20 protein-coding genes are annotated in these 20,222 nt (G+C 63.6%); 9 read left to right on the plus strand and 11 right to left on the minus strand.

The genetic code is table 11. The annotated features are described in order from the left end of the window. The first annotated feature begins 155 nt into the window (after positions 1-155). Complete coding sequence (locus B5E41_RS06560) at positions 156-698, plus strand: hypothetical protein (protein WP_088392054.1); 543 nt, start codon at positions 156-158, stop codon at positions 696-698. Between the two features lie 14 nt (positions 699-712). Here the strand turns inward: B5E41_RS06560 and B5E41_RS06565 are convergent, their stop codons facing one another. The 5 genes from B5E41_RS06565 to B5E41_RS06585 form a co-directional block, all read right to left on the minus strand. After that, positions 713-2,206 carry an HAL/PAL/TAL family ammonia-lyase gene (locus tag B5E41_RS06565; RefSeq protein ID WP_088392056.1) on the minus strand — a complete coding sequence of 498 codons (1,494 nt, stop codon included), beginning with the start codon at positions 2,204-2,206 and terminating at the stop codon, positions 713-715. Beyond that, positions 2,187-2,978, minus strand: coding sequence for an ABC transporter ATP-binding protein (locus B5E41_RS06570; protein ID WP_088392058.1), 792 nt, complete (start codon positions 2,976-2,978; stop codon positions 2,187-2,189). Before B5E41_RS06570 ends, B5E41_RS06565 begins: the two co-directional genes overlap by 20 nt. Positions 2,979-3,005: 27 nt before the next feature. Further along, positions 3,006-3,710: an ABC transporter permease gene (locus B5E41_RS06575; protein WP_088392060.1), complete on the minus strand. Its 705-nt coding sequence runs from the start codon at positions 3,708-3,710 to the stop codon at positions 3,006-3,008. A gap of 10 nt (positions 3,711-3,720) precedes the next feature. Beyond that, on the minus strand, positions 3,721-4,446 hold the full coding sequence (locus B5E41_RS06580) for an ABC transporter permease (RefSeq protein WP_088392062.1): 726 nt from the start codon (positions 4,444-4,446) through the stop codon (positions 3,721-3,723). Between the two features lie 105 nt (positions 4,447-4,551). Continuing rightward, positions 4,552-5,394: a transporter substrate-binding domain-containing protein gene (locus B5E41_RS06585; RefSeq protein ID WP_088392064.1), complete on the minus strand. Its 843-nt coding sequence runs from the start codon at positions 5,392-5,394 to the stop codon at positions 4,552-4,554. A gap of 191 nt (positions 5,395-5,585) precedes the next feature. On the opposite strand from B5E41_RS06585, the gene hutC (B5E41_RS06595) reads away from it, so the two are divergent. Then, on the plus strand, positions 5,586-6,341 hold the full coding sequence (gene hutC / locus B5E41_RS06595; protein ID WP_088392066.1) for a histidine utilization transcriptional repressor HutC: 756 nt from the start codon (positions 5,586-5,588) through the stop codon (positions 6,339-6,341). 26 nt (positions 6,342-6,367) lie between these two features. Here hutC (B5E41_RS06595) and hutC (B5E41_RS06600) read toward each other — a convergent pair whose 3' ends face one another. Both hutC (B5E41_RS06600) and B5E41_RS06605 read right to left on the minus strand, forming a co-directional pair. Then, positions 6,368-7,090: a histidine utilization transcriptional repressor HutC gene (gene hutC / locus B5E41_RS06600; RefSeq protein WP_088392068.1), complete on the minus strand. Its 723-nt coding sequence runs from the start codon at positions 7,088-7,090 to the stop codon at positions 6,368-6,370. A gap of 61 nt (positions 7,091-7,151) precedes the next feature. Further along, positions 7,152-8,498, minus strand: a complete 1,347-nt coding sequence (locus B5E41_RS06605) for a formimidoylglutamate deiminase (RefSeq protein ID WP_088392070.1) — start codon at positions 8,496-8,498, stop codon at positions 7,152-7,154. A gap of 122 nt (positions 8,499-8,620) precedes the next feature. On the opposite strand from B5E41_RS06605, the gene hutI reads away from it, so the two are divergent. The 6 genes from hutI (at position 8,621) to B5E41_RS06640 (ending at position 15,507) form a co-directional block, all read left to right on the plus strand. Continuing rightward, positions 8,621-9,883 carry an imidazolonepropionase gene (gene hutI / locus B5E41_RS06610; protein WP_088392072.1) on the plus strand — a complete coding sequence of 421 codons (1,263 nt, stop codon included), beginning with the start codon at positions 8,621-8,623 and terminating at the stop codon, positions 9,881-9,883. Further along, on the plus strand, positions 9,880-11,415 hold the full coding sequence (hutH, locus tag B5E41_RS06615; RefSeq protein WP_088392074.1) for a histidine ammonia-lyase: 1,536 nt from the start codon (positions 9,880-9,882) through the stop codon (positions 11,413-11,415). The genes hutI and hutH overlap by 4 nt, the downstream gene beginning before the upstream one ends. Before the next feature lie 202 nt (positions 11,416-11,617). After that, positions 11,618-12,424, plus strand: coding sequence for an N-formylglutamate deformylase (gene hutG, locus B5E41_RS06625; RefSeq protein ID WP_088392076.1), 807 nt, complete (start codon positions 11,618-11,620; stop codon positions 12,422-12,424). A 24-nt stretch (positions 12,425-12,448) separates the two neighbouring features. Next, positions 12,449-14,122 (plus strand): urocanate hydratase, encoded by a 1,674-nt coding sequence (hutU, locus tag B5E41_RS06630; RefSeq protein WP_088392078.1) that lies wholly within the window; start codon positions 12,449-12,451, stop codon positions 14,120-14,122. A 5-nt stretch (positions 14,123-14,127) separates the two neighbouring features. Then, on the plus strand, positions 14,128-14,721 hold the full coding sequence (locus tag B5E41_RS06635) for a HutD/Ves family protein (protein ID WP_088392080.1): 594 nt from the start codon (positions 14,128-14,130) through the stop codon (positions 14,719-14,721). A gap of 156 nt (positions 14,722-14,877) precedes the next feature. After that, the gene (locus tag B5E41_RS06640) at positions 14,878-15,507 is read left to right on the plus strand and encodes a J domain-containing protein (RefSeq protein ID WP_011427926.1); all 630 of its coding nucleotides are present in this window, start codon (positions 14,878-14,880) and stop codon (positions 15,505-15,507) included. A gap of 20 nt (positions 15,508-15,527) precedes the next feature. Here the strand turns inward: B5E41_RS06640 and B5E41_RS06645 are convergent, their stop codons facing one another. From B5E41_RS06645 to B5E41_RS06660, 4 genes are all read right to left on the minus strand, one after another. Further along, positions 15,528-16,229, minus strand: coding sequence for a DUF899 family protein (locus B5E41_RS06645; RefSeq protein WP_088392082.1), 702 nt, complete (start codon positions 16,227-16,229; stop codon positions 15,528-15,530). A 241-nt stretch (positions 16,230-16,470) separates the two neighbouring features. Continuing rightward, complete coding sequence (locus tag B5E41_RS06650; RefSeq protein ID WP_088392084.1) at positions 16,471-17,373, minus strand: NADP-dependent oxidoreductase; 903 nt, start codon at positions 17,371-17,373, stop codon at positions 16,471-16,473. A gap of 88 nt (positions 17,374-17,461) precedes the next feature. Next, a complete protein-coding gene (locus B5E41_RS06655) occupies positions 17,462-17,860 on the minus strand; it encodes a DoxX family protein (RefSeq protein ID WP_088392086.1) in 399 nt (132 codons plus the stop codon). Between the two features lie 112 nt (positions 17,861-17,972). Continuing rightward, positions 17,973-18,821 (minus strand): DODA-type extradiol aromatic ring-opening family dioxygenase, encoded by an 849-nt coding sequence (locus tag B5E41_RS06660; RefSeq protein ID WP_088392648.1) that lies wholly within the window; start codon positions 18,819-18,821, stop codon positions 17,973-17,975. Between the two features lie 128 nt (positions 18,822-18,949). On the opposite strand from B5E41_RS06660, the gene B5E41_RS06665 reads away from it, so the two are divergent. Continuing rightward, the gene (locus B5E41_RS06665) at positions 18,950-19,849 is read left to right on the plus strand and encodes a LysR family transcriptional regulator (RefSeq protein ID WP_088392088.1); all 900 of its coding nucleotides are present in this window, start codon (positions 18,950-18,952) and stop codon (positions 19,847-19,849) included. Positions 19,850-20,222 lie beyond the last annotated feature (373 nt).

Here is a 20,222-nt window from a genome sequence, read left to right on the forward strand (position 1 = left end):
CTCGCCAGATCGGCAAGCTGAGCCGCAAATTCAAGACCTTGCGACACTTGCGGCACGTTCATAAAGGGCATCCGCCGCCCATCCCGGCGGTCGGTAGCAAAAGCTCAACCTTCTTTTGCTATCGCTGGAGCGAATGACCTGGAGAGGTTTCGGCGATGAAAATTCTGACCGCGATGGTTCTGATGGCAGCCGTCCTGCCGCCGGTCTCGGCCTTCGGCGAGACCGAATGGATGGGCGGCGCAAGGCAATGGTCGGTCGGCTTTGCCAGCGAACATCCCGCCTCTTGCCGGCTGCTGTGGGACAGCGAACTGGGCAAGACGATGGAATTTCGTCAGAGCGCCAGCGAAACTTTCTGGCTGGTGGGAAAGAACACATGGGACATTCCCGCCGGCACGAAGACCGAGGTGACGCTGACCGATCGCAATATAACGAAGGTGGTCGCCGCCGAATTTTTCGACAAGAACACGCTTCGCCTCTGGCCCAAAGGCAGCAAGGGCAGCGGCGGTCTGAAGAAGCTTATCAAGAATTCCTTTTCCGGAACCCCTGACGTGCAACTGACCTTTGCCGGCGATGAAGGCGACTGGACGCTGCCGCTCTCAAGGGTCGACCAGCTCTATCCCACCTTCGCCCAATGCCTCAAACGCCTCGAGGCCGGCGACAAGGCCAAGCAGGATTCGGCGAGCAGCAAGCCTTTCTGACGCACTCGCCCGCTTCAGTCGATCGGTGGCGGGCGCGTCTCGCGGATCAGGCCGTGCACAGCTTCGATATCGCTATTGAGCGGCCGATCGTCGCCATAATGCGAGACATGTTCGCGCACGACCTTGTAGATGAGATCGGTGCCCACCGCCCGCGCCGCCGTCGCTGCCAGGAAATCATGCGCCTGCGCCGCGGCCATCAGCTCGATCGCCAGGATATATTCGGCATTGTCGATGACGGTGAGCAGCTTGGCGGCGGCGGCTGTCGGATGGGCGAGAAAATCCTCCTGCAGGCCGGAGGTCAGGCCGCCGTCCAGGGCGGCTGGCGCAGCAAGGCGGCGGTTGTCGTTGCTGAGCGCGGCTGCGGTATATTGGGCGATCATGAAGCCGGAATGGCTGCCGGCATCGCTCGCCAGAAACGGCGGCAGGCCGCTCACCAGCGGATTGACCAGCCGGTCCATGCGCCGTTCGCTGATGGCGCCGATCTGCGCAAGCGCAATGGCGAGACTGTCGGCCGCCTGCCCGAGCGCCGGGGCGACCGCATGCGCCTCGGAGGAGACGACAGGCTGTTCCGGCGTGCCTGACACCGCCGGGTTGTCCGTGACCGAGGCAAGTTCCTGATCGGTGATGCGGGCGGAATTGTCGAAGACATCACGGGCGGCGCCATGGGCATGCGGCACCGAGCGAAGGCTGAGCGCATCCTGAGTGCGCCGGCCCAAGGCGGCGGCGACGAGGCCGCTGCCGGCAAGGCGTGCGCGGAGCGCGGCGCCGACCTTCTTAATTCCCGGCGACGGGCGCAACGCCAGCACCGCCTCGTCGAAGGCAGCGATCTGGCAGCCTGCCGCCTCCAGCGTCAGCGCCGCGATGGCATCGGCCCAGTCGAGCAGCTGCTCGGCGCGCAAAAGTGCCATGGCGGTCAGCCCCGTTGCGCAGGCCGTGCCGTTGACGAGGCTCAGGCCCTCCTTGGCACCGAGCACCAGCGGCTGAAGACCGATCGCCGCCAGCGCTTCACGGCCGCTCATGCGCCGGCCAGCAAGCGTCGCGCTGCCTTCTCCGATCAGCACAAGCGCTGTGTGGGCATTGTGGGTGAGATAACCGGCCGAGCCTTTCGACGGCACGTCGGGAACGCAATCATGCTCCAGCAAGACGGCCAGATGCGCGACGATCTCGCGGCGCACGCCGGAATGGCCGTGAGCGAAGTTGGCGATCTGGGCGGCGATAATGGCGCGCACCTCGCGGGACCCAAGCAGCGGCCCGACGCCGCAGGCATGGCTGAGAACGATGCTACGCGACAACAGGCTCTGCGAGGCACGATCGACCACGGTGTCGGCGAGCGCGCCGACACCGGTATTGACGCCGTAGGCACGCACGCCGGTCTCGACGATGCGCTCGACGATGCGGCTTGCCTGCTCGACGCGAGCCCACGCGGCCGGTGACAGCGCAAGCGCCTCCCCTGCCCCGACGCGCGCGACATCGCGCCAGGTCAGCACTCTATCGATGGTGACGGTCATTGCCTGTTCCGAAGTGGCCGATGAACTGGCGGAAGGCCGGCGACGCGCCGCCGCCGAACATCTCGTCCGGCTTGCCGCTGCTTTCGACTAATCCTTCGCGCATGAAGACGACGCGATTGGAGACGTTGCGGGCAAAGCTCATCTCGTGGGTGACGACGAGCATGGTCATGCCCTCCTCGGCAAGCGCCCGCATGACGCGCAACACCTCGCCGACGAGCTCCGGATCGAGCGCCGAGGTCGGCTCGTCGAACAGCATGACCTTCGGCTTCATCGCCAAAGCGCGGGCGATTGCGGCGCGCTGCTGCTGGCCACCGGAAAGATGGGCGGGATAGGCGTGGCGCTTGTCTGCGATGCCGACCTTTTCGAGCAGCGCTTCGGCCTCGGCGATGCATTCGGCGCGCGGCCGCTTCAGCACATGGATAGGTCCCTCGATGACATTCTGCAGGATGGTCATGTGGGACCAGAGATTGAAGGACTGGAACACCATGCCGAGTTCGGATCTTATATGGTCGACCTGCTTCTGGCTGGCTGGTCTTGTCTTGCCGTTCTTGTGAACCATCTCGATGTGCTCGCCATCGACCCAGATCTCACCGTCGCTTGCGGTTTCGAGCAGGTTGATGCATCGCAGAAATGTCGATTTGCCGGAGCCGGAGGCGCCGAGCAGCGAAATTACGTCGCCGTCCTCGGCATCGAGGGAAATGCCGCGCAGCACTTCGTGCGTGCCGAAGCTCTTGCGGATATTGCGGACCGAAAGTCGAGTTACGCCTGGCATGGTTGCTCCAATCGATTCAGGTTCCGCCTAGACCTTCAGCGCCTGCGGGACCGCGCGGCGGTGTCGGGACAGCGAATATTCGAGCAGAGCCATGCCCTGCAGGATGATGAAGTTCAAAACGAGATAGATGATCGCCGCACAGAGGAAGACTTCCATCGTGCGGTAGGTCTGCGAGATCAGCCGCTGGGCCACACCGGTGACCTCCCAGACGGTGACGAGGCTTGCGAGCGCCGTCGACTTCATCATCAGCACGATCTCGGTGGAATAGGCCGGCAGCGCGTGGCGGAAGGCGATCGGCGCCAGGATGCGGCGCACCATCAGGAAACCGGACATGCCGATCGAGCGGGCGGCCTCGATCTCCTTCGGGGACACGGCGCGGATGCCGCCGCGGAAGATTTCCGCTGTGTAGCCGGCGGTGCAGAGCGCCAGCGACAGGATGGCGCAGACCATCGGCTCGCGCAGGAACGGCCAGAGGAAGGAATAGCGGATGACGCCGAACTGACCGAGGCCGTAGAAGACCAGGAACATCTGGATCAGGAGCGGCGAGCCGCGAAAGACGAAGATATAGCCCTTGGCGAAACCCGAAAGCGCGGGGTTGCCGCTGACCCGCATCGTGACGATGACGAGCGCCAGCAGGCCGCCGAAGAAGATCGACAGCGAAAACAGGATCAGCGTCGTCGGCACCGCCTTCAGCAGCGTCACCATGGTCGAGGCGAGAAAGGTGAAATCCATCGTCGCCTCCTTACGCCTGGCCCATGGCGGAAGCCGGCATGCTGCGGTTGGCGCGGCGCTCCGCCCCGTTGAAGATGCGGTCGGAAAGGCTGGTCAGGATCAGATAGAGGCAGCCGCCGGCAATGAAGAACAGGAAATACTGCCGGGTCGAGCCGGCCGCGACCTGGCTGGTGCGCATCAGCTCGGCAAGGCCGGTGACCGAGATCAGCGCCGAATCCTTGAGGCTGAGTTGCCAGACATTGCCGAGGCCGGGAATGGCGAAGCGAAGCACCTGCGGGATGATGATACGGCGAAAACGCATGCCGCGATGCATGCCGATCGCCGAAGCGGCCTCGAGCTCGCCCTTGGAGATCGCCAGATAGGCGCCGCGGAACACCTCCGCCTGATAGGAGCCGGAGATGATGCCGACGGCAAGCGCGCCGGCGGCAAAGGACGGCAGGCCGAGGAAACCCTCGTAGCCCATCGCCTTGCCGATCGAGGTGACGGCCGAGGAGCCGCCGAAATAGATGAGATAGATGATCAGCAGCTCAGGCACGCCGCGAAACACGGTCGTATAGACATTGCCGAGCGCCACGAAGAAGGGATTGCCGGAGAGCTTCGCACCCGCCACGATGGCGCCCAGCACCGCGCCGATCGCAAGCGCCGTCGCGGTGACGGCCAGCGTCATCAAGGCAGCGAGAATGAGCAGCGCGCCCCATCCCGTCGAGCCGAAGCCAAGCAGTTCCAAGGTTGCCATAGCGTCCGTTCCCCGTCCGTGGCAGTGTTTTGTCGATCGAGAATAACACGCGGTCTCCGGCGATAAAGCCGGAGACCGGCGCCTGCGGCCAAAGGGCCGAAGCGCTTACTGCTGCGGGCTGACGTCGACCTTGAACCACTTCATCGAAAGGTTCTTGACGGTGCCGTCGGCGAGCGCCGACTTGATCGCCACGTTGAACTTGTCGCGCAGATCGGTATCGGCCTTGCGGATGCCGAGGCCTTCGCCCTCGCCCCAGATCGAGCCGACGATCTCGGGACCGGTGAAGTCGAGCGCGCCGTTGGCGGCCTGGAAGGCATTGGCGAAATAGACGGCGTCGTCGAAGCCGAGGTCGATACGGCCATTCTGCAGGTCGAGGTCGCGGTCGGCACCGGTCTTGTATTCGCGGATCTCGGCAATATCGCCGAAATTGTCATAGACGAACTTGGCGTAGACGGTCGCCGCCTGGATGCCGATCGTCTTGCCCTTGAAGGCCTCCTTCAGCGCGTCGATCTCCTTTACGCCGGTCTGGCCGGGCGTCATCTTGATCGTGGCGCCGGTGCCGGCGGCTTTCGCCAGCGGGCTGTTCTTGGCGGTGGCGAAGGCGGCGGGTGTGGCGGCATAGGGAATGGTGAAATCAATCACCTGCCTGCGCTCCTCGGTGATCGACAGCGCATCCATGATGACGTCGAACTTGCCGGCATTGAGCGCCGGGATCATGCCATCCCAATCGGAGGCGACCAGCGTGCATTCGATCTTGGCGCGCTCGCACAGCACCTTGGCAAGCTCCGGCTCGAAGCCGCCGAGCGTGCCGTCGGCATTGGTGAGGTTCCACGGCGCATAGGCGCCTTCAAGCGTGATGGTCGCCTTCGTCCAGTCCTTGGCAAAGGCAGGTGCTGCGAAGGCGGAAAGAGCGGCGGCGCCGCAAAACAGGATTGTGCTGAATTTCATTGATGAATTCTCCTCTGGAGTTGAAACAGACCTTGCGGCACCGCCGATCTCCGCCGGCTTGCCCTTTCCGTCCTATTTTTATCTCGAGGACCGATTGGGAGGTTGTATATGGTACCATATGAGATATTTTGTGATATGCAAGAGGAAAGTCGATTATGTGGCAAATTGCATCCGTGCAAAAGGAATAGGCAATGAGGCGTTCCGGCGAGATGAAGCGCGACCTGGTTGGGAATGACAGCACGCCGCTTTATGCCGGCGTCAAGCAGGTGATCCTCGACCGGATCCACAGCGGTGAATGGCCGCCGAAATACCGCGTGCCGTCGGAGAACGAGCTGGTCGTCGAACTCGGCGTCAGCAAGATGACCGCCAACCGGGCACTGCGCGAACTCGCCAACGAGGGCGAACTCGTCCGCATCCAGGGCGTCGGCTCGTTTGTCGCCGAGCGCAAGGGCTATTCGGCGCTGTTCGAGGTCCGCAACATCGCCGAGGAAATCGCCGAACGCGGCCATGTTCATGAGGCGTCCGTCGTCGTTCTCGCCCAGGAAACCGCCTCTCCCGAGATCGCCGACGCCCTGGAGCTGGCAATCGGCGCCGCCGTTTTCCACTCGCTGATCGTCCACAGCGAAAACGGCGTTCCGGTGCAGATCGAGGACCGTTTCGTCCATCCGGAAGCCGCTCCCGACTATCTCAAGCAGGACTTCACGACGCTGACGCCGAACGCCTATTTGACGGCGGCAGCCCCGCTTAGCGGCTCCGAGCACGTTGTCGAGGCGGCAATGCCGCAGGCATGGGAATGCAAGCTGCTCACCATCCTCAAGACCGAACCCTGCCTGACGATCCGCCGGCGCACATGGTCGGCAAAACAGGTAGTCTCGACCGCCCGCCTCGTCTATCCCGGCTATCGCTACCGGCTCGAAGCGCGCAGCGGCAAGATGTTCGAAGAGTAAAACACCTGCCATCTTGTATATGGAACCTACTGTGACGCCGGCGTGAACCGCGCCACCAGCGTGTGGCGATCGCCCGGATAGGTGAAGCGGACATGGGTCACCGGACCGGCGCCGCTCCAGGTGCGGCGTTCGACCACCAGGCAGGCGGTGTTGCGGGCGATGTCGAGCGCCGCCGCCACCTCGGCACTGGCGGAGACCGCGTGGATCCGGTGTTCGGCCGCGCTCCACGGCACCTGGTCGAGCAGCCACGGCCCCGGCGCCACCGTCAGAAAATCGGCATCGGCGGCTTCCGGTACGGTTTCAAGGCTGATCAGCCGCTCCTCCAAACAGAAGGGCCGCGCGCCGGCATTATGGATGCAGACGACCTCGACGACCGAAGACGCCACAGGCAGTTCCAGCCGGCGGCTGTCTTCCGCCTTCGCCTTGCGGCTCGCCTTCTTCGCAACCGCATAGGAATAGGGCAGGTTCAGCGACTGCACCTCGGCCTTGATGTCGTGGATTTCGAGAACCGCCGATTGCGCCTGCGGCTGGGTGACGAAGCTGCCGGACTTCTTGCGGCGCTCGATCAGGCCGGCCTTGGCGAGCTGGGTCAGCACCTTGTTCACCGTCATCCGCGAGACGTCATACTGGGTGGCGAGATCGACCTCGAAGGGAATGCGATGACCCGGCGGCCATTCGCCCGAGACGATACGGCCCTCGATGTCGCTCAGGATGCGCTGATGCAAGGTGGTGTCCCTGCTCTGATTCATCGCCACGTTCCGGTTGGTTTCCCGATCTAGTCCGAATGCCCCGCTCATGAAAAGCGCTTTTTCAGGCAGCCAGCAACGCGCCCATCGCAGCAAGGAAGCGACGGTCGATGGCGTCACGCTCGAGATGGCGACCGCCTTCCACCTGCTTGCGGCCGCGCGCCCAGACGCAATCGACGGAGATGCCGCCGGCAAACAGCCAGTGATCGAGGATCTGGTCGCCTGCGAGATAAGGAACGGCTGACATATCGAGCGAAACAAGATCGGCATGATGGCCCTCGACGAGACCGGCCGGGGCTTTGAGCGCCGCGGCGCCGCCGGCAAGCGCCTGGTTGAACAGCGACAGCGCCGTTGAACCACCGGGCGCAGCCACGACATTGCGGGCGCGCAGCGCCAGACGTTGCGAATATTCAAGCTGGCGCAGTTCTTCCGACAGGGAGATCCGCACGTTGGAATCCGAGCCGATGCCGTAACGGCCGTCCTCTTCGAGGAAGAGCGGCGCGGCAAAGGCGCCGTCGCCGAGATTGGCCTCGGTGATCGGGCAGAGGCCGGCGACCGCCCCGCTTTTCGCCATCCGCCGCGTCTCGTCCTCGGTCATATGCGTCGCATGGATCAGGCACCAGCGCTCATCCACCGGCATATGATCGAGCAGCCATTGCACCGGCCGCGCGCCCGACCAGGCGACGCAGTCCTCGACCTCTTTTACCTGCTCGGCGACATGGATATGGATCGGACCGTCGCCCGCCATCGGCACGAGCTTCGCCAATTCCTCCGGTGTGGTGGCGCGCAGGCTGTGCGGCGCCAGTCCGAGTTCGGCGCCGTCGAGCCGGCCGGTCACGGCACGGCATCCCTCCATCAGCCTTTCGAAGCTGTCGAGCGAATTGATGAAGCGCCGCTGACCGTCGATCGGCGCCGCACCACCGAAACCGGAATGGGCATAGAACACCGGTAGAAGCGTCAGGCCGATGCCGGTCTCCTGGCTCGCCGCACCGATACGTTCGGCAAGCTCGGCGATATTGGCATAGGCCGCGCCGTCCCTGTCGTGATGGAGATAGTGGAATTCGCCGACCCGGGAAAATCCGGCCTCCAGCATTTCCGCATAAAGCTTGGCCGCGACCGCCTCGACATGGTCCGGCGTCATTGCCAAAGCGAACTTGTACATGACGGTGCGCCAGCTCCAGAAGCTGTCGTTGGTTGGGCCGCGCACTTCGGCAAGACCGGCCATCGCCCTTTGGAAGGCATGGCTGTGCAGATTGCCCATGGCCGGAACGATCAGCGCGTGGCGCTCATCGCCGGGTGCTGCGGCGACGCCGGCCTCGACCCGGGCGATGCGCCCGGCGTCGAGCGTCAGCCGCACGTCCTTCTGCCAGCCTTGCGGCGTCAGCGCTGTGCCTGCGTGAACTGTGGTCATGGCCTTTTCTCCCCTTCTGCCGCGCCACCGATCTTTCTTTTCCAAAAGAGCGCGCAAAATTTCTCTTGTCACCTGCTTATTATGTATATACATGTTTCGGCATAAGGAAAGGCGCAAAGCTGATGACCGGGAACAATTTTTCTGAGGGAACCGCATCCGCCGATACCAGGCCGGTGCTGTGGCGCAACGCCCGACTGGCGACGCTCGCGCCTGATGGTCCCGGGCTCGGCATCGTCGAAAAGGGTGCCGTGCTCACCGAAAACGGCCGTATCGCTTTTGTCGGCGCCGAAAGCGAACTGCCGGTATCGGCCATCGAACGCTCCGAGATCGTCGATCTCGAAGGCCGCTGGATGACACCCGGCCTCGTCGACTGCCACACCCATATCGTCCACGGCGGCAATCGCGCCCGCGAGTTCGAGATGCGGCTTGAAGGCGCGACCTATGAGGAGATTGCGCGGGCCGGCGGCGGCATCGTCTCCTCGGTTCAGGCGACCAATGCACTGTCGGTCGAAGAACTTGTCGCCACGGCGCTGCCGCGGCTCGATTCGCTGCTGGCCGAAGGCGTGACGACGGTCGAGATCAAATCCGGCTATGGCCTCAACCGGAGCGGCGAAGTGAAGATGCTGCAGAGCGCCCGCCTGCTCGGCCATGTCAGGCCGGTCCGCGTCGCCACCAGCTATCTTGGCGCCCATGCGACGCCTGTCGACTATAAGGGCCGCAACGGCGACTATCTCGATGATGTCGTGCTGCCCGGCCTCGACGACATGTACAATCTCGGCCTTGCCGATGCCGTCGACGGCTTCTGCGAAGGCATCGCCTTTTCGCCGGCCGAGATCGCCCGCGTCTTCGACAAGGCCAAGGCGCTCGGCCTGCCGGTCAAGCTGCATGCCGAGCAGCTCTCCAATCTCGGCGGCGCCAAGCTGGCGGCCGCCTATGGCGCGCTTTCCTGTGATCACCTCGAATATCTCGACGAGGAAGGCGTTGCGGCAATGGCCGCCGCCGGCACCATCGCCGTGCTGCTGCCCGGCGCCTTCTACGCCATCCATGAAAAGCAGAAACCGCCGGTAGAGGGGCTCCGCCGGGCTGGCGTGCCGATCGCAATCGCCACCGATTGCAATCCGGGCACCTCGCCGCTCACCTCGATGCTGCTGACCATGAACATGTCGGCGACGCTGTTCGGCCTCACCGTCGAGGAATGCATCGCCGGCGCCACCCGCGAAGGTGCGCGCGCGCTCGGCCTCATCGGCGAAACCGGAACGCTCGAAGCCGGCAAATCCGCCGATCTCGCCGTCTGGAATGTCGAGAGCCTTGCCGAGCTCGTCTACCGCATCGGCTTCAACCCGCTTCATACACGCGTCTTCAAAGGCGAAAGGAACGGTCGATGACCATCACGCTCCACCCGGGCTCCGTCTCGCTCAGGGATCTGGAAATCATTTATTGGACGGGTGAGCCGGCAAGGCTCGATCCCGGCTTCGATGCCGGCATTATCAAGGCCGCCGCCCGCATTGCCGAGATCGCCGCCGGCAACGCGCCGGTTTACGGCATCAACACCGGCTTCGGCAAACTCGCCTCGATCAAGATCGACAGCGCTGACGTCGCCACGCTGCAGCGCAATCTCATCCTGTCGCATTGCTGCGGCATCGGCGCGCCGCTGCCGGAAAATATCGTCCGGCTGATCATGGCGCTGAAGCTGGTGTCGCTCGGCCGCGGCGCCTCCGGCGTACGGCTGGAACTGGTGCGGCTGATCGAAGGCATGCTCGAAAAGGGCGTCATTCCGCTGATCCCGGAAAAGGGCTCGGTCGGCGCCTCCGGCGATCTTGCGCCGCTTGCCCATATGGCGGCGGTGATGATGGGCGAGGCCGAAGCCTTCTTCGCCGGCGAACGCCTTTCCGGCGCCGAGGCCCTTGCAAAAGCTGGGCTGAAGCCGGTCGTTCTCGCCGCCAAGGAGGGCCTGGCACTGATCAACGGCACCCAGGCTTCGACAGCGCTGGCGCTGGCCGGCCTCTTCCGCGCCCATCGCGCCGCGCAATCCGCCTTGATCACCGGCGCCATGTCCACGGATGCGGCCATGGGGTCCTCGGCGCCCTTCCACGCCGATATCCATACGCTGCGCGGCCATAAGGGCCAGATCGATACCGCAGCCGCGCTTCGCGGCCTGCTCGAAAACTCCGTCATTCGCCAGAGCCATATCGAGGGCGACGAGCGCGTGCAGGATCCCTATTGCATCCGCTGCCAGCCGCAGGTCGACGGCGCCTGCCTCGATCTCCTGCGCTCGGTCGCCCGCACCCTCGAAATCGAGGCCAACGCCGTCACCGACAATCCGCTGGTGCTGTCGGACAATTCCGTTGTCTCGGGCGGTAATTTCCACGCTGAACCCGTCGCTTTTGCCGCCGACCAGATCGCGCTTGCCGTCTGCGAAATCGGCGCGATCTCGCAGCGCCGCATCGCGCTGCTGGTCGATCCTGCCCTTTCCTACGGCCTGCCGGCCTTTCTCGCCAAGAAGCCCGGCTTGAACTCCGGCCTGATGATCGCCGAAGTGACCTCGGCGGCGCTGATGTCCGAGAACAAGCAGATGTCGCACCCGGCCTCGGTCGATTCGACGCCGACCTCGGCCAACCAGGAAGACCACGTCTCGATGGCCTGCCACGGCGCCCGACGCCTGCTCGGCATGACCGAAAACCTGTTCGCCATTATCGGCATCGAGGCGCTGACCGCCGCCCAGGGCGTCGAACTGCGCGCGCCGCTTTTGACGAGTCCGGAGCTTTCAAAGGCGATCGCCGCGATCCGCGGCAAGGTGCCGAGCCTCGATAGCGACCGCTACATGGCGGGCGATCTCGCCGCCGCCGCTGAACTGGTGGCGACGGGCGCGCTGAACGCCTCGGTTTCATCCGGCATCTTGCCGGTTCTGGAGGGTTGATGGTGATGTATGTGCACTTGGTACCCCCCTCTGCCCTGCCGGGCATCTCCCCCAAAAGGGGGGAGATCGGCTGGGCGGACCCGCTCGCTCCAACATCGATTGTTTGGGGAAGTCTCATCTACTTGCCGATCTCCCCCCTTGTGGGGGAGATGTCCGGCAGGACAGAGGGGGGTGATGCCCCAGACGCCGGAGCGCTCTGCCCATGAGCACCCCCGTCTTCGAAATCCGTCGGGGCACCTCCCCCGTCGTCCTCGCCTTCCCCCACACCGGCACCGACGTGCCGCCGGCGATTTACGATCGCCTCAACGACAATGGCCGGATCCTCGCCGATACCGACTGGCACATCCACCGGCTCTATGGCGGCCTGCTCGATGACGCCACGACCGTGCGCGCCACCTTCCATCGCTACGTGATCGATGCCAATCGCGATCCCGCAGGCGTCAGCCTCTATCCAGGCCAGAACACCACCGGCCTCGTCCCGGAGACGGATTTCGACGGCAAGCCGATCTGGAAGGATGGGCAAGCGCCCGATGAGGCCGATATCGCGGCGCGGCTTAGGGATTTTCATGCGCCCTATCATGCCGCCCTTGCCGCCGAAATCGAGCGGGTCAGAGCAATCCACGGCGTCGCGATTCTCTACGACTGCCACTCGATCCGCTCGCGCATTCCCTTCCTCTTCGAAGGCAAGCTGCCGGATTTCAATATCGGCACCGATATGGGCCGGACCTGCGACGGGTCGATCGAGCAGGCGACGCTCACCGTCGTTGAAGCCGCGCAAGGCTATGACAGCGTGCTCAACGGCCGCTTCAAGGGCGGCTGGACGACCCGCCATTATGGCCGTCCGGAAACCGGCGTGCATGCGATCCAGATGGAGCTTGCGCAATCGACCCATCTTGAGGCCGAGGCGCCGCCCTTTGCCTACGACACGATGAAGGCGGACAGGCTTCGCGTCCATCTCAGAGACATTCTGGTGCGGATCGAACAGATCGCTCCAGCTTTGAAACGATAACGATCACTCGACAGGGGAACCGCCATGAGCAATCCACGCCATAACATCCACGAAATCCGCGCACCCCGCGGCAACGAGCTCAATGCCAAGAGCTGGATGACCGAAGCGCCGCTGCGCATGCTGATGAACAATCTCGATCCCGATGTCGCCGAAAATCCGAACGAGCTCGTCGTCTATGGCGGCATCGGCCGCGCCGCCCGCACCTGGGAGGATTTCGACCGGATCGTCGCGACGCTGAAGACGCTGACGGAAGAAGAGACCCTGCTCGTCCAATCCGGCAAGCCGGTCGGCGTCTTCCGCACCCACAAGGATGCGCCGCGCGTGCTGATCGCCAATTCCAACCTGGTGCCGCATTGGGCGACCTGGGATCATTTCAACGAGTTGGATAAGAAGGGCCTTGCCATGTACGGCCAGATGACGGCCGGCTCGTGGATCTATATCGGCACGCAGGGCATCGTGCAGGGCACCTACGAGACCTTCGTCGAGGCCGGCCGCCAGCATTATGGCGGCAATCTCAAGGGCAGATGGATCCTGACCGGCGGCCTCGGCGGCATGGGCGGCGCCCAGCCGCTCGCCGCCGTCATGGCCGGCGCCTGCTGCCTCGCCGTCGAATGCAATCCCGACTCGATCGATTTCCGCCTGCGCACCCGCTATCTCGACGCCAAGGCCGAAACGCTCGACGAGGCGCTGGAGATGATCGACCGCTGGACCAAGGCGGGCGAAGCCAAATCCGTCGGCCTGCTCGGCAATGCCGCCGAAATCCTGCCGGAAATGGTTCGCCGCGGCATCCGCCCCGACATGGTCACCGACCAGACCTCGGCGCATGACCCGATCAACGGCTACCTGCCGAAGGGCTGGACGATGGCCGAGTGGAAGGCCAAGCGCGAGAGCGATCCGAAGGCGGTGGAAAAGGCGGCGCGCGCTTCGATGCGCGAACATGTCGAGGCGATGATCGCCTTCTGGAATGCCGGCATTCCGACGCTCGACTACGGCAACAATATCCGCCAGGTCGCCAAGGAAGAAGGCCTCGAAAACGCCTTCGCCTTCCCCGGCTTCGTGCCGGCCTATATAAGACCGCTGTTCTGCCGCGGCATCGGCCCCTTCCGCTGGGCCGCCTTGTCCGGCGATCCGGAGGATATCTACAAGACAGATGCCAAGGTGCGGGAGCTGACCCCCGGCAATACCCACCTGCACAATTGGCTCGATATGGCCAGGGAACGCATCTCCTTCCAGGGCCTGCCGGCGCGCATCTGCTGGGTCGGCCTCGGCGACCGCCACCGCCTGGCGCTGGCCTTCAATGAAATGATCAAAAACGGCGAGCTTTCGGCTCCGATCGTCATCGGCCGCGATCACCTCGACTCGGGTTCCGTCGCCTCGCCGAACCGCGAAACCGAAGCGATGAAGGACGGCTCCGACGCCGTCTCCGACTGGCCGCTGCTGAACGCGCTGCTCAACACCGCCTCGGGCGCCACCTGGGTGTCGCTGCACCATGGCGGCGGCGTCGGCATGGGCTTCTCCCAGCATTCCGGCGTCGTCATCTGCGCCGACGGCACCGACGATGCGGCAAAGCGTCTCGAGCGTGTGCTCTGGAACGATCCGGCGACCGGCGTCATGCGCCACGCCGATGCCGGCTACGACATCGCCCTCGACTGCGCCCGGGACAAGGGCCTGCGCCTGCCCGGCATTCTCGGGAACTGAACCCCGTGAAGATGCTGCGCGCCGGCGACCACAAGCGCATGCCGTGGAAGAACGGCAAGGGAGAGACGGTGGAGATCGCCGTCTTTCCCTCTGGTGCTTCCATCGAGGCTTTCGACTGGCGCATCAGCATGGCAGCGGTCGCGGAGGACGGACCATTTTCGACTTTCCCGGGCATCGACCGGACGCTGGCGGTCCTCGACGGCAACGGCATGGTGCTCGAGATCGACGGCCGTGCGCCCGCGCCGCTGACGACGGAAAGCGCGCCTCTTGCCTTCCCGGCCGATGTTCCCGTTACCGCCAGGCTGGCAGAGGGCGCGATCACCGACCTCAACGTCATGACGCGCCGGGGCGGTTTCACTCATAGTCTCATCCGAATCGAAATCGACGGCGCCACGCCCGTGCCGTTGCCATCCCCGACATGCCTGTTCCTTTGCCATCGCGGCACGGTATCATTCCGGCGGAATGGCGAGACCGGGATGCTGAGAGCCGGCGACGCGCTGCTGATCGAGCAGGCGACGGCGCCCGTGCTGGAAATCGATGGCGAAGCCATCGCTTATCTCGTCGCGATTGTCACTGGTCGACATCAGGCAAACCGTTGAAAAAACATGCCAATATGGCAAATATCCGAGCCTGGGCACCGACCAATGCGATATCAGGCCATGGACGCCATTCCTGCTTTCGGTCTAAACTTTGCCCTTCTGATGCAGAAGAAGACCTAGACCGCCCGTGACATCAAGGGCGGCAAGGGAGCAGGTGTGACGGATCCATACGATATTCTCGGCGTTGAACGCGATGCGGACGAGGCGAAGCTGAAGGCGGCCTACCGTCGCTTGGCAAAGGTCGCCCATCCTGATTCGGGCGGCGATACCGAAGCTTTCGACAATTTGCAGAAGGCCTATGCGCTGCTGCTCGATCCGGTTCGACGCAAGGTCTATGACGATACCGGCTATGACGTCGAGTTCGCCGATGCCGCCGAGCTGCAGGCGCTTGTGATGATCGAGAAGCTCGTGACCGACGCCGTTCTCGACGAGCGGGCGCCGGGCAGTTTCGATCCGGTCGCCGTCATGCAGGAAAGCCTGTCCGAGGAACTGCGCAAGGCGCGTTTCAGCAAGAGCGAGCTGGAGCGCCACGCCTCACGCGTCGGCCTGCATCTGGAACGGCTGGAAAAGCAGTCCGGCCGCGACGTGCTCGCCCATATGTTCCGCGCCCGCATCGAAGCGATCTCCAAGGCGGTCGCGGAAACCGAAGCGAAGATCAAAGCGGCCGAACGGGCCGCCGACATGCTGAGCGGCTATGTCTACGATCTCGATCCATCGCTGCTGCCCGAGGCTTCGGTCACCAATCTCGAATGGATCGAGACCTCGAGAAACCGCTCCACCGGCTGACGCAGCACACGCTAAAGCCGTCAGTAGGACAGCTTCGGATACCAGTCCGGCGCCCGGCCTTCCGGCGTCGTATCGATCAGGGTCCAGAGCGGCATCAGATCGGGCGCGCCACGCGGATCCTCGCCGGGATCGGAGGTGACGTCGCCCATTTCCTGGCTCCAGAAGTGGCGGATGGTGCCGTCGCGCCGGGTGAAGACGTTATAGGCGGCGTCATCGCCGCCGCCTCTGCCGATGGCGTGATAGTCGCGGCTGTAATCGCCCGACGGATCGGAATAAAGCGGCAGGTGATGCCAGCCGCGCTCCTTCTTGAAGGCGAGCAGCCTGCCGATCGGAGAAAGCGCAACGACAGCAAGGGCAGCGCGCTGCTGGATATCGGGCACCTCGCCATCCCAGGCCGACAGCAGCGAGGTGCACATCGGGCATGGACGCTCGCGCTCCGGCCCGAACATGTAGCTGTAGACGATCAGCGTCTCCTTGTCGGCAAAGAGCTCACTGAGGGAGATCGGCCCGTCGGCGCCTTCGAAACGATAATCCTTCTTCACCTCGCCGCCCGGCGGCAGCGCCCGGCGCTGTCTCGCGACGCGCTCGATGTGCCGGCGCAATTCGATCTCCTCGGCAAGCAGCGCGTCGCGGGCTCTGCGATATTCCTCGCTCTCGTTGGGAAAACGGACGCCGTTTTTTGCCGCGAGCACGGCTGCGGGTACCAGCTGTTGATCATCCATCACTATCCTCCTTCTATCGTCGCGCGTCTCTGGCGCTCAAAGGATGTGCCGCGATCGCAACGGATTTCCAGCACATCGTTAGAATGACGATCCGCAGATGCGAAAATCGACAGGACCGGCGGGAAAAATCCGCCTTCGAGGAGGAGTGGAACAGAAAACCGCGGTAGCGACCGAGGCGACCGGCATGAAGAATTCATGCCGGTGCTACCGTTCGCGTGATGCCGTGCCGCTTCTCTGTCTTTCAGTGCTTGAGAACGACCTTCCCGGGAGCACCTGCCGCAACGGCGTTTTGGGCGAGGCCGATCTGGTCCAGGGTGAAGGCGTAGGAAATCGGGATCACCAGTTCACCGCTGGCGGCGGATGCCAGAATAGCGTCGAGCATGGCCGCGTCGGTGCGATGGTAGAGTTCACGGACGATAACGCGGCCTGCGGCATTGGCGCCTTCCGGCACCGGAACGATGCTCGCAACCGTGCCACCGTAGCGGACATGACCGATGAGGTTGCCGGCCACCGGGCCGGCCGTGCTGATCGCATAGTCGAAGCTCGGGCTTGCGGCGGCAACCGTGATGTCGAGCGCTTCGCCTGCCAGCCCCCGGCCTTCGTTCAGCCGCTCGGGCCGGACGCCGGCAACCGGCTGGGCGCCGATCTGCTTGAGGTATTGAATGGCGGACCGTCCGACCGTGCCCAGGCCGCCGGAAACCAGAACCCGGTCGCCGGGCTTGACGCCGAGCGCTTCGACGGTCTGCCGGCCGGTAAGACCTGCCTTGACCAGCGAGGCGCCCTGCTCGAAGCCGAGTGCGGCGGGCAGCCTTGCGATGGATGTCGAGGGAACGACACCATACTCTGCATGGGCGCCTTTGCCGTTTGCGGCAAAATCCGCGACGACCCGCTCGCCGACCGCAAAACCGGTCACGCCTTCGCCGAGGGCCGAGATGGTGCCGGCGGCGTCACCGCCGAGCACGGCCGGCAGCGGAAGCGGGATATATTGGGCCATGAGGCCCTGGCGGAGAATGAGATCGAAAGGGTTGACGGCGGATGCCTCGATCTTGATCAGGACTTCGCCCGGTCCGGGCTTCGGCGCCGGAAGGTCCGCGATTTCGAACTGGTCGACATCACCGTAGGATTTGAGAAGTGCCGCTTTCATGGCGTCTCCAGAATTTCAGCGTTTCGTTGCGCCTATGCCCAATTGCCGCCCGGCAGCCGGGCACAGGCGATTTCCGGATGGTGCGGTCTCAGGCCGTGGCGGGACGACGCGCGTTGTCGAGCGTCCAGGCGCCGCCGCCGGCAAAGGCGATGTAGAGGAAGATGAAGCAGAACAGGATGGCGCCTTCGCCCATGTTCAGCGCGGGCCAGAAGCCATACGGCATGTGGCCCATGAAGTAGGCGGCAGCCATTTCGCCCGACGCGATGAATGCTGCGATGCGCGTTTGAAATCCGACGAGCATCAGAGCAGAGGTGATCACCTCGATCGCGCCTGCAACCAGCATGATGGTGGGCAGCGGATAGGGGACGCCTTGAATCGGACCCGGAAACTGCAGAAACTTCATGGTTGCATGTTCGAGGAAGAGTAAGGACGCCATGATGCGCAGAAGTGCGAGGACGTATGGCGTCCATTTGCCGGTATTGGTCATCGAGTTTCTCCAAAGAGGTTGAGGGGAGGTCAGGCGGCGGAGGCCGCCTTCTTGAGTTCCTGGTTTTCTTTCCAGAACCTTATGGCGAAGACAGCCTGAAGGGTTTCGCTGGTTATTGCGGGTCTCCGTTCGACGGCGCGGCTGCGGGGACGCGACCGAAACGGAAGCTCGATGCGGTGAGCCCGCCGGCGAAGTCCTTCTGGTGATACGTGGTGGCGCCGGTTTCGTTCTCGGCGGCGCCGACCACCACCATCAGCGGGATGAGATGGTCTTCGCGCGGATGCGCCGCCCGGGCAGCCGGGGCCTGCTGCCAGTCGAGCAGCCGCTCGGTGCGCTTGTCGCAGGCCGTGTGAACCAGCGTTTCCTGAAGCCAGGCGTCGAAGCGGCGGGACGGCTCATATCCACCCGTGCCGCGCATGGCCGAAAGGTTGTGATAGCTGAGACCGCTGCCGATGATCAGGACGCCCTCGTCACGCAAGGGCGCAAGTGCCCGGCCGACGCTGATGTGCAGCGCCGGATCGTAACCCGCATCCAGCGAAAGCTGCACGACAGGGATGTTCTCTTCCGGATAGAGCGGCTTCATGATGCTGAACGTGCCGTGATCGTAACCGCGGGTGGGATCGAGCGCCGCCTCGATGCCGCTCGCCCGCAGCAGATGCTGCACGCGGTTTGCGAGTTCGGGCGAACCCGGAGCATTGTAGGTGATGTGATAGAGGTGTTCGGGAAAGCCGTAATAGTCGTAGACCATGCCCGGCTTGACGCCCGACGATATGGCAAAACCTTTCTCCTCCCAGTGACCCGAGACCACGAGGATCGCCTTCGGCGCACCGCCGAGTTCGGCGCGCATATCGACCAGCGACTGTTCGAGCACATTGAAGTTGCGGCGGAATTCACCCGTCATGTAGGGCCAGGGGCCGCCGCCATGGCTGACGAAATAGGTCGGGAGTCTGGAATTTGTCATCGGAATTGTCTTTCGCATCATTGCCACGAGCATTGGAGCAGCGCTTCGATCGGAAGATTTTGATTTTTTCCCTGCTATTGATCAATGTGGCAGATATTGAAGAACCATTTCCTGGATGTTGATGATTAATGGATACGATGACGAGCCTGCGGGTGTTTTGCACCGTCGCCGAACTGAAAAGCTTCACCGCTGCCGCCGATCGCCTCGGCGTTTCACCGGCAATGGCGAGCAAGCATGTGATGCAGCTCGAGAACCGGCTGGGGACGCGGCTGCTCAACCGAACCAGCCGCCATGTCAGCCTGACGGAGACCGGGCGGCTTTATTTCAACCAGACCAGGGAGATGCTCGAACGGCTTGACGAGGTGGAAGATGCCATCGGCAATGTGACGGTGGCTCCGCGTGGCACCCTGAAATTGAGTGCGCCGGTTTGGGCGGCAACCGGTTATTTTACAGACATGCTGGCAGCCTATAACCGGCGCTACCCCGATGTCTGCCTGGACCTGGATCTCAGCGGCCGGCTGGTGAACCTGGTTGACGAAGGTTTCGATCTGGCGCTGCGGGCGACGTCGCAGGACCGGCTCGATCCGGGTCTCGTCGCTCGCCCGCTGACGAATGTACAGTTCCGTCTCATGGCCTCGCCGGATTACCTCGCGCGAACCGGGCGGCCTCAAAACGTCGCCGACCTCAACGGCCACGCATTGCTTCGCTACTCCGGCGTCAACCTCGGGGAAAGCATGTCGCTGGAAGGCCCGGACGGACCACACAAGATCACCTTCCGCACGGTGATGCTGAGCGACAACGAGACAATTATGCACCTGGCGGCCCTGCGCGGCATGGGCCTCGCCTTCCTGCCGGCATGGATGGCTGAGCAGGATATCGAAGCCGGCCGACTGGAGATCGTACTTCCGGCCATTATGCTCGGCTTCAACAGCACACTTTACGCCGTCTATCCGAGCCGCAAATATCTCTCGGCCAAGGTCCGCACCTTCATCGATTTTCTGACGGCGAGCACCCGGGAGATGGGATAATCCTGCTCAGCGCGAAAACACCGGCGCGAAAAAAATCTCACTTCGGAATCCCGAAATTCCCCCGCTTCGGGAGTCCGAAATTCGCGGCGTTTTTAGCGCCGTCGGCGTAAGAAAATACGCAGTGATTTCAATAATGCAGCCAATTTCGGGATTCCGAAGTGCTATATAGATTCTGGTGGGAGTTGCTCGCTACCGCCACCAGGCAATGATTCCACCCGAGGTGCGAGAAGCAAAAAGGGCGCTCGACCCTTGCGGGGAGCGCCCTTATCCTGTCGGACAGCGAACAGCTCGACCACGTCGATACCGGGCGCATCCGTTTTTCAGGCAGGCCCGCTATATGGACCCTCCAAGGCGAGGTTTCAAGGGCGGATAT

Source organism: Rhizobium esperanzae, assembly GCF_002204185.1.
Lineage (GTDB): Bacteria > Pseudomonadota > Alphaproteobacteria > Rhizobiales > Rhizobiaceae > Rhizobium > Rhizobium esperanzae.